Genomic DNA, 14,458 nt, shown 5'->3' on the forward strand with positions numbered 1-14,458 from the left:
ATGTCCGACGGCGCCTCCTTCTACCTCACGACCCCGATCTTCTACGTGAACGACGTCCCGCACATCGGGCACGCGTACACCGAGGTCGCCGCCGACGTGCTCACCCGCTGGCACCGCCAGGCGGGCGACGACACCTGGCTGCTGACCGGCACCGACGAGCACGGCCAGAAGATCCTCCGCACCGCCACCGCCAACGGCACGACCCCCCAGGAGTGGGCCGACCGCCTCGTGAGGACCGCCTGGCAGCCGCTGCTCGAGACCATCGACATCGCCAACGACGACTTCATCCGCACCACGGACGCGCGGCACGAGGTCAACGTCCAGAAGTTCCTGCAGAAGCTGTACGACGAGGACGCCATCTACACCGGCGAGTACGAGGGCTACTACTGCGTGGGCTGCGAGGAGTACAAGCAGCTGTCCGACCTCGAGGAGGGCACCGGCGACTACGACGGCCAGTACGTCTGCAAGATCCACTCGAAGCCGGTCGAGCTGCTGAAGGAGAAGAACTACTTCTTCAAGATGAGCGAGTACACCGAGCGGCTGCTCGCGCTCTACGAGGAGCGTCCCGACTTCGTCCAGCCCGAGTCGGCGCGCAACGAGGTCGTCAGCTTCGTCCGCCAGGGCCTGGCCGACCTGTCGATCTCCCGCTCCAGCTTCGACTGGGGCGTGAAGGTCCCGTGGGACGACTCGCACGTGGTCTACGTCTGGTTCGACGCGCTGCTCAACTACATCACCGCGGTCGGCTACGGCCAGGACGAGGCGGAGTTCGAGCGCCGCTGGCCCGCGACCCACATCGTCGGCAAGGACATCCTGCGCTTCCACGCCGTGATCTGGCCCGCCATGCTCATGGCCGCGGGCCTCGAGGTGCCCCGGCAGGTGTTCGGCCACGGCTGGCTGCTGGTCGGCGGCGAGAAGATGTCGAAGTCGAAGCTCACCGGCATCGCGCCCGAGCAGATCACCGACACCTTCGGCTCCGACGCCTTCCGCTACTACTTCCTCCGGGCCATCACCTTCGGCCAGGACGGCTCGTTCTCGTGGGAGGACCTGTCGGCGCGCTACCAGTCCGAGCTCGCGAACGGCTTCGGCAACCTCGCCTCGCGGGTCGTCGCGATGCTGCACCGCTACTACGACGGCGTCGTGCCCGCGCCGGGGGAGCCGACCGAGGCGGAGGAGCGCGTGCAGCGCATCGTCGCCGAGGCCGCCGCGTCGGCCGACCGGTCGATCGACGCGCTCGCGATCCACGACGCGATCACCGCCGTGTGGAGCATCGTCGAGGAGCTCAACGGCTACATCACCGAGCAGGAGCCGTGGGCACTCGCCAAGCGCGAGGAGCGCGAGCGCCTCGGCACGGTGCTCTACACCGCGACGGAGGGGCTCCGCGCCCTGGCCGTGTTGCTCTCGCCGGTCGTGCCGCGCGCGACGGCGTCCCTCTGGGAGGCGCTCGGCGTGACGGAGTCGCTCGGCGCCCTCACCGCGCAGCCGATCCGCGAGGCGGGCCGGTGGGGGGTCCTCCCCGTCGGCACGACCGTCGGGACGCTCGCCGCGCTCTTCCCGCGCATCGAGGCTCCCGCGTCCTGACGTCCGCGCCTCGACCCGTGGACGGAGCAGCCGAGCGGCGCGGAGTCGCCGGCGGAGGATCCGCAGGAGAGTGCACGATGACCGCGATCCGAACGCGAGGCGCCGGGTGCGAGCGGCCCTCCGCTCCGGGGACGGCGGGGCGCAGATGACGCGCGAGGTCCTCGACGCTCTCGGGCAGGCGGCCGAGCTCACCCGGCGCCACGTCGGGCACCCCGAGCGCGCCGCCGCGCTCGCCCTGCGCCTGCACCGGGTGACCGCTCCGACCGAGCTCGTCTACACCCGGTTCCCGCCGACCCTCAGCCTGGTGCTGGCCGGCCGGAAGCGCTCTGTGGTCGGCGACTCCGACGAGCGGTGGGGCGCCGGCCGCTTCCTGATCACCCCCGTCGACCTGCCGGTGGTGGCGGCCGTCGTGGAGACCGGCGACCGCGGCGACTTCCTGTCGGCCAACTGGCGTCTCGACCCGCTCGTGGTGGCCGAGATCGCGGCGCTCGCCCCCCGGACGGCCCCGCGGGCTCCCGCCCCGCGGATCGGCACGGTCACGGAGGAGATGGCCGACTCGCTGCGCCGACTCTTCCGTCTGCTCGACGCCCCCGCCGACATCCCGGTGCTCGCCCCCGCGATCACGCGCGAGCTCGTGCTGCGGCTGCTGCAGACGGACCAGGCGCCCCGGCTGCTGGCCGCGTCCAGCACCGTCCGCTCGGAGGCCGTCTCCCGCGCGGTCGAGGCGATGAGCGCGTCGCTGTCGCGCGGATGGACCCTCGGCGCGCTCGCCGCGGAGGCGGGCACCAGCGTGCCCACACTCACCCGCCGCTTCCGCGAGCTGACCGGGATGTCGCCGCTGGGCTACCTGCGGCGGCTCCGCCTCGGGGAGGCCAGGAGGCTGCTCCTGGTCCGGGGCGACACCGCCGCGCAGGCCGCGGCCGCGGTCGGCTACGCGAGCGCGTCGCACTTCGGGCGCGACTACCGCCGCGCCTACGAGACGACCCCCGCGGCCGACGCTGCGCTCCACCCCGGGCCGCTCGTCCAGATCCACTGAGCGGCGGGCGCTGTCGCGGGGACTCCGAGCGGCGCGTACCGCGGCGTCAGACGCGGGCGCCGACGATGCCTCCGTCGACGTCGAGCGTCGTGCCGTGGACGTACGAGGCCTCGTCCGAGACGAGCCAGCGCACGGCCAGGGCGATCTCGTCCGGACGTCCGGGCCGGCCGGCGGGGGCGGACGCGGTCATCTGCTCCAGGATCGCGGCGGCGTGCTCATTGCCGGGCGTGAGAGTCGCGCCGGGCGCGACGGCGACCACGCGCACGCCGCTCGGGCCGTACTCGGCCGCCCACGCCCGCGTGAGGTGCTCCAGCGCCGCCTTGGTCGCGGGGTAGAGCGCGGTCCCGGGCGTTCCCACCCGTCCCATCCACGAGGTGATGTTGACGACCACTCCGCTCCCGCGCTCGGCCATGGCCGGGGCGATCGCCGCGACGAGCTGGTGCGGCACGCGGATGTTCGTGGTGAGGAGGGACTCGACGTCGGCGTCGCTGAGGTCGGCGGTCGGCCCCACCGGGAACACTCCGGCGTTGTTGACGAGGACGTCGATCCGCCCGTCGAGGAGGGTCAGCGCCCGGGCGGCGACGGCGCGGGTCTCCTCCGGCGTGCCCGCGAGGTCGGCGACGAGCGCGGAGGCGGTGCCCCCGTCGGCGCGGATGCCGCGGACGACGGACCCGACCCGCTCGGGGTCGCGTCCGTGCACGAGGACGTGAGCGCCGGCCCCGGCGAGCCGGCGGGCGATGGCCGCACCGATCCCGCTCGAGGATCCGGTGACGAGGGCATGGCGCCCGGCGAGGGAGCCGGGTGCGGAGTGGGCGAGGAGCTCGGTGTCTGTCATGGCTCCAGCCTCCCGGCGGCGCGGGAGGCGGGCTGTCCCGATCCGATCGGGTGCTGACCCGATCCGCTCAGGGCGCCTCGGCGGCCGCCTCTCGGCCCGCGTCCGCCCGGGACTCCGGCCTCCGCGAGCCCTCCCGGTAGCCTGGAGCGCATGACCGACAGCCAGCACGTCCGCTCCCGCGAGGCCTCGTCCGGCCGCGACCTGACGTACCCGCCGCTGCCCGAGGCGCTCGTCGTCCCCGTCTACGACAACCACACGCACCTCGAGATCGCCGACGGCCTCGAGCCGCTCGACCACCGCGAGCAGCTCGACCGGGCCTCCACCGTCGGCGTCCGCGGCGTCGTCCAGGTCGGCACCGACGTCGAGACGAGCCGCTGGTCGGCCGAGCAGGCGGCGAGCGAGCCGCGGATGCTGGCCGCCGTCGCGATCCACCCCAACGAGGCGCCCGAGCTGGAGCAGCGCGGCGAGCTCGACGCCGCCCTCGCCGTGATCGCCGAGCTGGCGGAGCAGCCGCGGGTGCGCGCCATCGGCGAGACCGGGCTCGACTTCTTCCGCACCGGCGAGAGCGGCCGCGCCGCGCAGTTCCGCTCCTTCGAGGAGCACATCCGCATCGCGAAGGAGCACGACCTCGCGCTGCAGATCCACGACCGCGACGCGCACCGCGAGGTCATCGAGACCCTGCGCCGCGTCGGCGCCCCCGAGCGCACCGTCTTCCACTGCTTCTCCGGGGACGCGGAGATGGCGCGGATGTGCACGGACGAGGGCTGGTACCTCTCCTTCGCCGGCACCGTGACGTTCAAGAACGCCGAGCCGCTGAGGGAGGCGCTCGTCGCGACTCCTCGGCACCTCATCCTGGTCGAGACCGACGCGCCGTACCTCACTCCGTCGCCCTTCCGCGGCCGCCCGAACGCGCCCTACCTCCTCCCGCACACCCTGCGCTCGATGGCCGCGACCCTCGAGACCGACGTCGGCCACCTGGCCGCGACGATCGCCTCGAACACGGAGGCCGTGTACGGCGAGTGGGGCGGCGAGGTCGGCTCCGAGCCGACGGAGCCGGTCGGACCCCTCGCATGAGCGGCCGCCACGCCGCCGAGCCGACGGCCGCCGCGATCCCGCGCCTGCTGGGCCCGGCCGAGATCCGCGACCTCGCCGGCCTGCTCGACGTCACGCCGACCAAGAAGCTCGGCCAGAACTTCGTGCACGACGCCAACACGGTCCGCCGCATCGTCAAGCTCGCTCGGGTGCGCCCGGGGGAGACCGTCGTCGAGATCGGCCCCGGCCTCGGATCGCTGACCCTCGGCCTGCTCGAGGCGGGCGCGCAGGTCGTGGCCGTCGAGATCGACGGGCGCCTCGCCGAGCAGCTGCCGCGCACCGTCGAGCTGATGGCGCCGGGCGCCGATCTCGCGGTCGTGCACGCCGACGCGATGAAGGTGCTCGACCTGCCGGGGGAGCCGGTCCGGCTCGTCGCCAACCTCCCGTACAACATCTCGGTGCCGGTGCTCCTGCACTTCCTCGAGCACTTCGCCAGCATCCGGTCCGGAGTGGTGATGGTGCAGTCCGAGGTCGGGCACCGGCTCGCCGCCGGTCCCGGCTCCAAGGTCTACGGCGGCCCGAGCGTCAAGGCGGCGTGGTTCGGCTCCTGGACGACGGGCGGCGCGGTCTCGCGTCAAATCTTCTGGCCGGTGCCGAACGTCGACAGCGTGCTCGTCGCGTTCGACCGCGGCGAGGAGCCGGGCGACGAGACCCTGCGCCGCGCCGTCTTCGCGGTCGTCGACGCGGCGTTCGCGCAGCGGAGGAAGATGCTCCGCCAGTCGCTCGCGACCCTCTTCGGCGACAGCGCCGCGGCGATCGTCGCGCTCGAGCGGGCCGGCGTCCCGCAGACCGCGCGCGGCGAGGAGCTGGACGTCGCCGCCTTCGTCCGCCTGGGCCGCGAGCTCGATCCGGCGCGGGTCCCCGTGCGCGGCGCGGCGGTGCCCGACGGGTCGCTGGCGGAGACCGACGGGGACGACACGGACGGCGACGGGGAGCCCGCCCCGCGTGCGGACGAGGGCGCCTCCGCCACCCTGTAGCGTGGATGCATGGCCCACCGCGCGACGTCGAACCGGGTCCACGCGCGGGCGCCCGGCAAGATCAACGTGTTCCTCAAGGTCGGCGCCGTGCGCGACGACGGGTACCACGAGCTGGCCACCGCGTTCCAGTCGCTCTCCCTCTACGAGGACGTGTTCGCGGAGGAGGCGGCCGACTTCTCGGTCTCCTTCTCGGGCTCGATCGACACCTCCCGCCTGGCCGTCGACGGCTCCAACCTCGCGATCAAGGCGGCTCGGGCGCTCGCCCGGGCGACCGGCTACCGCGGCGGCGTGCACCTCGAGATCGAGAAGAACGTCCCCATCGCCGGCGGCATGGGCGGCGGCTCGGCCGACGCGGCCGCGACCCTGCTCGCCTGCGACGCGCTCTGGGGTACGGCGTGCACGAGGGAGCAGCTGCTCGGCATCGCCGCGAGCCTCGGCGCCGACGTCCCCTTCTCCTTCACCGGCGGCACCGCGATCGGGGTCGGCCGCGGCGATGAGCTGAGCCCGGCGCTCGCCAAGGGCCGCTTCGAGTGGGTGCTGGTCCTCTCGGAGGAGGGCCTGTCGACCCCCGAGGTCTACAGCGAGCTCGACCGGCACCGCGAGCGCCACCTGCACGACTTCCGCCCGATCTCGGCGACCCCCGCCATCGATCCCAACGTGCTGCAGGCCCTCCGTGCCGGCGATGCCGCCATGCTCGCCGACGCGATGCACAACGACCTGCAGGCGCCGGCGCTGCACCTGCAGCCCGGGCTCGCCCGCATCCTCGAGCTCGGCGAGGGCCGCGGAGCGCTCGGCGGCCTCGTCTCGGGGTCCGGCCCGACCGTCGCGTTCCTCGCTCCGGACGCCGATGCGGCGGCCGACCTGCAGCGCGAGCTGAGCTCCGCGCGGCTGAGCGCCGTGCGGGTCTCCGGCCCGGTCCACGGCGCTCGCCTGCTCTCGACCTAGTCGCGGAGGCGGTGCCTCCCGAGCGGGGCTCGCGAGCCTCGTGCCCGGCGCCCTCCACAGACGGTCCGCAGAGAAGTTCCGACCTCGTGGCTTAGAGTGCCGCTCATGTCCCGCCGAGCCACCCTCTTCGCGATCCTCTCCGGGATCGTGGCCGCCGTCGTCGCCCTCGCGGCCGCCGAGGTCGTCGCGGTCTTCACCGGAGCGGGCGGCAGTCCGCTGGTCGCGGTCGGCGGCTTCGTCATCGACATCGTGCCCCCGGGCGTGAAGGACACGGTCATCGCGCTCTTCGGCACCGGCGACAAGCTCGTGCTGCTGGTCTCGATCGGCCTCGCGATCGCGCTGCTGGCCGTCGGCGCCGGGGTCCTCGAGTACCGCCGCCCGCCGTTCGGCGTGCTGCTGCTGGCCGTCGTCGCGGGCGCCGGTGCGCTCGCCGCCGTCAGCCGCGAGGGCGCGTCCGGGATCGACGCGGCGCCGAGCGTCGTGGGCATGGTGGCCGGTGCCGCGGTGCTCCGCTCGGCCTCCGTCCGCCTCCGCGGCTGGCAGGAGGAGCGCGAGAGCGACTCCCCGGACCGCCGGTCGTTCCTCCGCCTGGTCGGGATCGCCGGAGTCGCCGCGGTCGCCGCCGGCATCGGCGCCCGCTTCCTCACGTCCGCCTCCGCCGCCGTTACGGCCGTGCGCGAGGCCGTGTCCCTGCCGGCTCCCGCCTCGGCCGCCGCGCCCGTCCCGGCGGGCGCCGTGCTCGACGACATCGACGGCATCAGCTCCTACGTCACTCCCAACTCCTCGTTCTACCGGATCGACACCGCGCTCTCGGTGCCGTCGGTCGAGCCCGCCGACTGGTCGCTGAAGATCACCGGCATGGTGGAGGAGGAGATCGAGATCACCTGGGACGAGCTGCTCGCGCTGCCGCTCGAGGAGCACCTGGTCACCCTGTCCTGCGTGTCCAACGAGGTCGGCGGCGACCTGATCGGCACCGCCCTCTGGCTGGGCTACCCGATCCGAGAGCTGCTGGCCCGGGCCCGGCCGACCGCCGGCGCCGACATGGTGCTCTCGCGGAGCATCGACGGCTTCACCGCCTCCAGCCCGCTCGACGTGCTGCAGGACGAGGACCGCGCGAGCCTGCTCGCCGTCGGGATGAACGGCGAGCCGCTCCCGGTCGAGCACGGCTTCCCCGTCCGGATGGTCGTCCCCGGCCTGTACGGCTACGTCTCGGCGACGAAGTGGGTCGTCGAGCTGAAGGTCACGACCTTCGCGGAGGACCTGGCGTACTGGTCGACGCGCGGCTGGACCGAGCGCGGTCCGATCAAGATCGAGTCGCGGATCGATGTGCCGCGCCAGGGCCAGCCCGTCGAGGCGGGGACGGTCGCCGTGGCGGGAGTCGCCTGGGCGCCGCACACCGGCATCGCGAAGGTGGAGGTGCAGATCGACGGCGGCGCCTGGCAGGAGGCGCGCCTCGCCGAGCAGGTCACCGCGGACACGTGGATCCAGTGGGTCCTCGAGTGGGACGCGACGGTCGGCGACCACGTCGTGACCGTGCGCGCCACCGACGCGGACGGCACGGTGCAGACCACGGTCGAGCGCCCGCCCGCCCCCGACGGCGCCACGGGACTGCACCGCCGCTCGGTGTCCGTCTCGCAGCCGGCACCCGCGGGCTGAGGTCCGGGGGCCGCGACCCGGCCGCACTGTGATCGACCCGCGGCGGACCGCTCAGGCGGCACCGCCTAGGCTGGATCCCTATGGCACATCTGCTGGGCGCCGAGGCGCTGCGACTCGAGTACCCCACACGCGTGATCTTCGACGACGTCTCCCTGGGGATCGAGGAGGGCGACCGCATCGGAATCGTCGGACGCAACGGCGACGGCAAGTCGACCCTCCTGCGCCTGCTCGCGCAGCGCATCGAGCCGGACAGCGGCCGCGTCACGCACCGCCGCGGCGTCACGCTCGGGATGCTCGACCAGGCCGACACGGTCGATGAGGACCTCACCGTCGCCCAGGCCGTCGTCGGCGGGCTCCAGGAGCACGAGTGGGCGGGCGACGCGCGCACCCGAGACGTGATCGCGGGCCTGCTGCGCGACGTCCCCTGGGACGGAGTGGTCGGCTCCCTCTCGGGCGGCCAGCGGCGCCGGGTCGCCCTCGCGAAGCTGCTCGTCGGCGACTGGGACGTCGTCTTCCTCGACGAGCCCACCAACCACCTCGACGTCGAGGGCATCGCCTGGCTCGCCGAGCACCTCAAGCGCCGCTGGGCGGCGTCGTCGGGCGGGCTCGCGGTCGTCACCCACGACCGGTGGTTCCTCGACGAGATCTGCACCGCCACCTGGGAGGTTCACGACCGTCTCGTCGAGCCGTTCGAGGGCGGGTACGCGGCGTACATCCTGCAGCGAGTGGAGCGCGACCGGATGGCCTCGACCATGGAGGCCAAGCGCCAGAACCTGATGAAGAAGGAGCTCGCCTGGCTCCGCCGCGGCGCCCCCGCCCGCACGGCCAAGCCCAAGTTCCGGATCGACGCCGCGAACCAGCTGATCGAGGACGAGCCCCCGGTGCGCGACTCGGTCTCGCTCTCGCAGCTCGCCGTCTCGCGCCTGGGCAAGGACGTCGTCGACCTGCTCGACGTCACCGTCCGCTACGGCGAGCGGACCGTCCTCAACCGCATCGAGTGGCGGATCGCGCCCGGCGAGCGCACCGGCATCCTGGGCGTGAACGGCGCCGGCAAATCGACCCTCCTCGGCCTGGTCGCGGGCAGCGTGGAGCCGACGAGCGGCCGGGTGAAGCGCGGCACCACCGTGCGCGTCGCGATCCTCGACCAGCAGCTGCGCGAGCTGACCGGGGTCCAGCACCGGCCCGTCCGCGAGATCATCGCGGAGCAGCGCACCAGCTACTCCATCGGCGGCAAGGAGATGACCCCGGGCCAGCTGCTCGAGCGGCTCGGCTTCTCGAGCGCGCAGCTCTCGACGCCCGTGAAGGACCTCTCGGGCGGTCAGCGCCGGAGGCTCCAGCTCCTGCTCATCCTGCTCAGCGAGCCCAACGTGCTGATCCTCGATGAGCCGACCAACGACCTCGACACCGACATGCTCGCCGCGATCGAGGACCTGCTCGACTCCTGGCCGGGCACCCTCCTCGTCGTCTCGCACGACCGGTACCTGCTCGAGCGCGTCACCGACCAGCAGTACGCCGTGATGGACGGCGCGTTCCGCCACCTGCCCGGCGGCGTCGAGCAGTACCTCGACCTGCGCCGCGCGCTCGAGAAGGGTGCGCCCGCGGCGGCGTCGTCGGGCTCCTCCTCCGCCGCGCCGGCGTCGAGCGGACTCGCGGGGGCCGAGCGGCGCACCGCCGAGAAGGAGGTGTCGGCGATCGATCGGCGCCTGCACAAGCTCACGCAGCTGACGAAGACCGTGCACGAGAAGATGGCGACGCACGACCAGGACGACTACGACGGCATCCTGGCGCTCAACGCCTCGCTCCGCGCCTACGAGGACGAGACGGCCGAGCTCGAGCTGCGCTGGCTGGAGCTCTCGGAGCAGCTCGAGGGCTGACGCCGCTCTCCTCCGCGGCACCGGCAGCTGTCCCGTACCGCCTGGGCGGGACGCTGTCGCGAGCCTGGGGCGACCGGCTCAGCCGAAGTCGAGGGAGAGCTTGCGGAGGAGCTGCGCCAGCCGCTCCTGCTGGGCGTGGGTGAGCGCGCCGAGCAGCTCCTGCTCCGCGTCGACCAGGCGGGTGATCGCCGCGTCGACCCGGGCGAGTCCCGACGGCGTCATCTGCACCAGCACGCCGCGCCCGTCGTTCGGGTCGTCGAGGCGCTCGACCAGGTCGCGCTCGACCAGCCGGTCGATGCGGTTGGTCATGGTGCCGCTGGTGACCATGGTCGCCTGGAGGAGCTGCTTGGGGCTCATCCGGTAGGGCGCGCCCGCGCGCCGCAGGGCCGAGAGCACGTCGAACTCCCACGTCTCGAGCTCCGACCGGCCGAAGGCGCTGCCGCGTGCGCGCTCGAGCTGCTTGGCCAGCCGGCGCATCCGCGAGAAGACCTGGAGCGGCGTGAAGTCGAGATCGGGCCGCTCCCGGACCCAGGCGTCGACGATCCCGTCGACCTCGTCATTCGCACTCACCCGTCCATTGTGGCGGCTGGGCGGCTCGGGGGACGCCGGGAGGCGGACGGGTTGGGAGGCGGACGGGCCGGGAGGCGGGGGCCTCCCGGGCCGCCGTCGCCCGCCCGAGCGGCGGCCGCCCGCGCCCGAGGCGGGGCCGGGGGCGCGGGGATGGCAGGATGGACGGCGCGCGATCGCGCGGTCCGCCATGGTGTAACGGCAGCACGGCAGCCTTTGGAGCTGTCCGGTCCAGGTTCGAATCCTGGTGGCGGAGCGGCACCAGGACGGTGCGCTCACGGAGGAGAACGCGAAGAACATGGCAGACAGCACGCTCGCCGTCGTGATCCTGGCGGCAGGCCAGGGCACCCGCATGAAGTCCCGCACCCCGAAGGTCCTGCACCGCCTCGCCGGGAGGCCGCTGCTCGGGCACGTGCTCGACACGGCCGCCTCGCTCGACGCGGCGCACGTCGTCACCGTGGTGCGCCACGAGCGCGACCGGGTCGCCGAGGCCGTCCTCGAGCACACGCCCTCCGCGCTGGTGGTGGACCAGGACGAGACGCCCGGCACCGGCCGCGCGGTCGAGCAGGGCCTCGCGGCGCTCCCGGAGTCCTTCGCCGGCACGGTCGTCGTGCTGAGCGCCGACGTCCCGCTGCTGGACGCGCCGACCCTCCGCCGCCTGCTCGACGAGCACCTCGCCGCGGCGAACGCGCTCACCATGCTCTCCTGCGTGCTCGAGGACCCGACCGGCTTCGGCCGGATCGTCCGCGGCGCCGACGGAGCCTTCGCCTCCATCGTGGAGCAGAAGGACGCCAGCCCCGACGAGCTCGACCTCACCGAGATCAACGCCGGCGTCTACGCCTTCGACGCCGCCGCGCTCCGCTCGGTCATCGGCGCGATCGGCACCGAGAACGCCCAGCGGGAGAAGTACCTCACCGACGCCGCCGCCGCGCTCAAGGCCGCCGGCCGCGCGATCGAGGCCGTCCCCGTGCAGGACCGCTGGCTCGTGGCCGGGATCAACGACCGCGCCCAGCTCGCCGACGCGGCGCTCGAGCTCAACGCGCGCATCGTGCGCCGCTGGCAGCTCGAGGGCGTCACGATCCAGGACCCGGCGACGACCTGGATCGACGTGGACGCGGTCCTCGCCCCGGACGTCGAGATCCTCCCGGGCACGCAGATCAAGGGGCCGACCGTCATCGCCACCGGTGCGGTCATCGGCCCGGACACCACGCTCGACTCCTGCGAGGTCGGCGAGGACGCAGTCGTGAAGCGCTCCGACGCGACGCTCGCCGTGATCGGCGCGAAGGCCCAGGTCGGCCCGTTCTCGTACCTCCGCCCCGGCACCGTGCTCGGCGCCCGCGGCAAGATCGGCACCTACGTCGAGACCAAGAACGCCGTCATCGGCGAGGGATCGAAGGTCCCGCACCTCTCCTACGTCGGCGACGCGGTCATCGGCGAGGAGTCGAACATCGGCGCCGGCTCGATCTTCGCCAACTACGACGGGGTGAGCAAGGCGTCCTCCGTGGTGGGCTCGCACGTGCGTGCGGGGTCGCACAACGTCTTCGTCGCCCCCGTTAGAATCGGTGACGGAGCGTACACGGGCGCCGGCACGGTCATCCGCAAGGACATCCCCGCCGGAGCCCTCGGGATCACCGTCGCTCCGCAGCGCAACATGGCCGGGTGGGTGCAGACCCACCGTCCGGGCACCGCAGCGGCCGACGCCGCCGAGGCGGCCCTGGCGTCGGATCCCACCGGATCCGACCAGGCGCCCACCGGAGGAAGCGGAGCACAGTGACCGGCATCACCGCCAGCAACAAGAAGAGCCTGGTCCTCGTCTCGGGGAGGGCGCATCCGGCACTGGCGGAGGCGGTCGCCGCCGAGCTCGGGACCGAGCTCGTCACGACGGAGGGGCGCACCTTCGCCAACGGCGAGCTCTACGTCCGCTACGGCGAGTCGGTCCGCGGAGGCGACGTGTTCGTCCTCCAGTCGCACACGTCCCCGATCAACGAGTGGCTGATGGAGCAGCTGATCATGGTCGACGCGCTCAAGCGCGCCTCCGCCAAGCGGATCACCGTGGTCGCCCCCTTCTACCCCTACGCGCGCCAGGACAAGAAGGGCCGCGGCCGCGAGCCGATCTCGGCCCGCCTCGTCGCCGACCTCTTCAAGGCGGCGGGAGCCGACCGGATCATGTCGGTCGACCTGCACGCGGCGCAGATCCAGGGCTTCTTCGACGGCCCCGTCGACCACCTCTTCGCGATGCCGGTGCTGCTCGAGCACTTCCGCGAGAAGCTCGACCCCTCGACCCTCACCATCGTCTCGCCCGACATGGGCCGCGTCCGCGTCGCCGACATCTGGAGCGACAAGCTCGGCGTCCCGCTGGCGATCATCCACAAGCGCCGCGACCCGAAGGTCGCCAACCAGGTCTCCGTCCACGAGATCGTCGGCGAGGTGAAGGGCCGCGTCTGCCTCCTCGTCGACGACCTCATCGACACCGGGCGCACCATCGCGAAGGCGGCCGAGGCGCTGAAGAAGGCGGGCGCGATCGGCGTGGTCGTCGCGGCCACCCACGCAGTCTTCTCGGACCCGGCGGTCGAGCTCCTGAGCTCCGAGTTCATCGACTCGGTCGTCGTCACCGACACCCTGCCGCTGCCGGCGGAGAAGACGTGGGACCGCCTGACGATCCTGCCCATCGCTCCGCTGCTGGCCCGCGCCATCCACGAGGTCTTCGACGACGGCTCCGTGACGTCGATGTTCGACGGCGACGCGTAGGACCCCGCGCCCCGGGTGCGCCCTGCACAGCGCACCCGGGTCCCGCCCCGGCTCCACCGCCTAGGGTGAGGCCGTGCCCCAGCGTTCGGATGCGACCCTCGCCCTGGCGGCGGTCTTCCTGGTCTGGTCGCCGGCCGCCGCGGCGGCGGGCTGGTGGCTGCTCCTCGGGCTCGCCGTCGCGGCGGCCGCCGCGGCTCTGAGCGCCGTCGCCGATGCCGGGCGCACCGTCCACGACGGCCCCTCCTCCGAGTGGCTCGGGATCGTCGGGCGCGCCTTCGCCTCGGCCGCGCTGGCCCTGACCGCGGCCCAGTCGGTCCTCGGGGGAGCGGCCCGGCCCCTGGCCGTCCTGCTGCTCGTGGCCGTCGCGCTCTTCGGCCTGCGCGGCGGGCGCCTCCCCGCTCGCCCGGTCCTGCTCCTCGTCGGCGCGGTCGTCGTCCTGCTGGCCGCCGCCGCCGTGATCGTGCTGGCGTCCCCTCCGGACCCCGCGCCGCTCGACCCGCTGCGCGACGGAGGGCCGCTGGCAGCCGGCACCGCCGCGGCGCTGCTCCTGATCCTCCTGCCGACCTCCCGCTCCGGCGCGGTGACGGCTCTCCGCCCCGCCCTGCTGCGCATCGGGATCGCCACGGCGGCCGCCGCCGCGCTCGCCACCGGTCTGCTCCTGGCGGCCGGTCCCGAGGTCCTCGCGTCCTCGGAGACCCCCCTGAGCGCTGTCACCCGGGGCACGCCCGCGTCCGGGCTCGTCGGGGCCGCCGCGGTGATCGCGGTCCTGCTCGCGCTCCTCGACCTCGGGAGGAGGGATGCGCGCGCCCTCGTCCGTCTCGCCGGCGCGGGGGAGATCCCGGCAGTGCTCGCCACCAGGAACCGCAGGACCGGCGTGCCGGCGGCGGCCCAGCTCGTCCTCTGCCTGGTCGCCGTGCTCGCGGTCGTGATCCTCGACGCCGACGCGCTGCTCGCCTTCGCCGTGGCCGCCCTGCTGGTGGCGACCATCGTGCGGCGCCTCGACCACGGAGCTGCCGGGGCGAGCGGCCCGGCCCTCGCGTCGGCCGCGGTCTCGCTGCTGCTCCTGCTCGCCCTCCCGGCTGCCACGGCGGCCGCCGCAGCGGTGCTCCTGGCGGCGCTCCTGATCGCGCGGGCGTTCCGGACCTGAGGG

Annotated in this window: 12 protein-coding genes and 1 tRNA gene; 11 read left to right on the top strand and 2 right to left on the bottom strand. The window is 73.7% G+C overall.

Features of this window, described 5'->3' with window-relative positions; all coding sequences use genetic code 11:
- Both metG and C5B92_RS07540 read left to right on the top strand, forming a co-directional pair.
- Complete coding sequence (gene metG / locus C5B92_RS07535) at positions 1–1,578, top strand: methionine--tRNA ligase (RefSeq protein WP_104274308.1); 1,578 nt, start codon at positions 1–3, stop codon at positions 1,576–1,578.
- A gap of 70 nt (positions 1,579–1,648) precedes the next feature.
- Positions 1,649–2,614, top strand: a complete 966-nt coding sequence (locus C5B92_RS07540) for an AraC family transcriptional regulator (RefSeq protein WP_258061306.1) — start codon at positions 1,649–1,651, stop codon at positions 2,612–2,614.
- Positions 2,615–2,660: 46 nt separating this feature from the next.
- Here the strand turns inward: C5B92_RS07540 and C5B92_RS07545 are convergent, their stop codons facing one another.
- The gene (locus C5B92_RS07545) at positions 2,661–3,449 is read right to left on the bottom strand and encodes an SDR family NAD(P)-dependent oxidoreductase (RefSeq protein ID WP_104274307.1); all 789 of its coding nucleotides are present in this window, start codon (positions 3,447–3,449) and stop codon (positions 2,661–2,663) included.
- Positions 3,450–3,599: 150 nt separating this feature from the next.
- On the opposite strand from C5B92_RS07545, the gene C5B92_RS07550 reads away from it, so the two are divergent.
- The 5 genes from C5B92_RS07550 (at position 3,600) to C5B92_RS07570 (ending at position 9,993) form a co-directional block, all read left to right on the top strand.
- Positions 3,600–4,523 carry a TatD family hydrolase gene (locus C5B92_RS07550; RefSeq protein ID WP_104222332.1) on the top strand — a complete coding sequence of 308 codons (924 nt, stop codon included), beginning with the start codon at positions 3,600–3,602 and terminating at the stop codon, positions 4,521–4,523.
- Positions 4,520–5,518: a 16S rRNA (adenine(1518)-N(6)/adenine(1519)-N(6))-dimethyltransferase RsmA gene (gene rsmA, locus C5B92_RS07555; protein WP_181028768.1), complete on the top strand. Its 999-nt coding sequence runs from the start codon at positions 4,520–4,522 to the stop codon at positions 5,516–5,518. The genes C5B92_RS07550 and rsmA overlap by 4 nt, the downstream gene beginning before the upstream one ends.
- 9 nt (positions 5,519–5,527) lie before the next feature.
- On the top strand, positions 5,528–6,463 hold the full coding sequence (locus tag C5B92_RS07560; RefSeq protein WP_104222334.1) for a 4-(cytidine 5'-diphospho)-2-C-methyl-D-erythritol kinase: 936 nt from the start codon (positions 5,528–5,530) through the stop codon (positions 6,461–6,463).
- Positions 6,464–6,568: 105 nt separating this feature from the next.
- The gene (locus C5B92_RS07565) at positions 6,569–8,119 is read left to right on the top strand and encodes a molybdopterin-dependent oxidoreductase (RefSeq protein ID WP_104274332.1); all 1,551 of its coding nucleotides are present in this window, start codon (positions 6,569–6,571) and stop codon (positions 8,117–8,119) included.
- A gap of 80 nt (positions 8,120–8,199) precedes the next feature.
- Positions 8,200–9,993, top strand: a complete 1,794-nt coding sequence (locus C5B92_RS07570) for an ABC-F family ATP-binding cassette domain-containing protein (protein WP_104233689.1) — start codon at positions 8,200–8,202, stop codon at positions 9,991–9,993.
- A 78-nt stretch (positions 9,994–10,071) separates the two neighbouring features.
- Here the strand turns inward: C5B92_RS07570 and C5B92_RS07575 are convergent, their stop codons facing one another.
- Positions 10,072–10,563 (bottom strand): MarR family winged helix-turn-helix transcriptional regulator, encoded by a 492-nt coding sequence (locus tag C5B92_RS07575; protein WP_104222340.1) that lies wholly within the window; start codon positions 10,561–10,563, stop codon positions 10,072–10,074.
- A 181-nt stretch (positions 10,564–10,744) separates the two neighbouring features.
- Here C5B92_RS07575 and C5B92_RS07580 point away from each other — a divergent pair.
- The 4 genes from C5B92_RS07580 (at position 10,745) to C5B92_RS07595 (ending at position 14,455) form a co-directional block, all read left to right on the top strand.
- A tRNA-Gln gene (locus C5B92_RS07580) sits at positions 10,745–10,816 on the top strand.
- Positions 10,817–10,858: 42 nt separating this feature from the next.
- A complete protein-coding gene (gene glmU, locus C5B92_RS07585) occupies positions 10,859–12,334 on the top strand; it encodes a bifunctional UDP-N-acetylglucosamine diphosphorylase/glucosamine-1-phosphate N-acetyltransferase GlmU (RefSeq protein ID WP_104350253.1) in 1,476 nt (491 codons plus the stop codon).
- The gene (locus C5B92_RS07590) at positions 12,331–13,308 is read left to right on the top strand and encodes a ribose-phosphate diphosphokinase (RefSeq protein ID WP_104250639.1); all 978 of its coding nucleotides are present in this window, start codon (positions 12,331–12,333) and stop codon (positions 13,306–13,308) included. The genes glmU and C5B92_RS07590 overlap by 4 nt, the downstream gene beginning before the upstream one ends.
- A gap of 73 nt (positions 13,309–13,381) precedes the next feature.
- On the top strand, positions 13,382–14,455 hold the full coding sequence (locus C5B92_RS07595; RefSeq protein ID WP_104350248.1) for a hypothetical protein: 1,074 nt from the start codon (positions 13,382–13,384) through the stop codon (positions 14,453–14,455).
- Positions 14,456–14,458 lie beyond the last annotated feature (3 nt).

Source organism: Rathayibacter sp. AY1A4 (assembly GCF_002930955.1).
In the GTDB taxonomy this organism is placed as follows: Bacteria; Actinomycetota; Actinomycetes; order Actinomycetales; family Microbacteriaceae; genus Rathayibacter.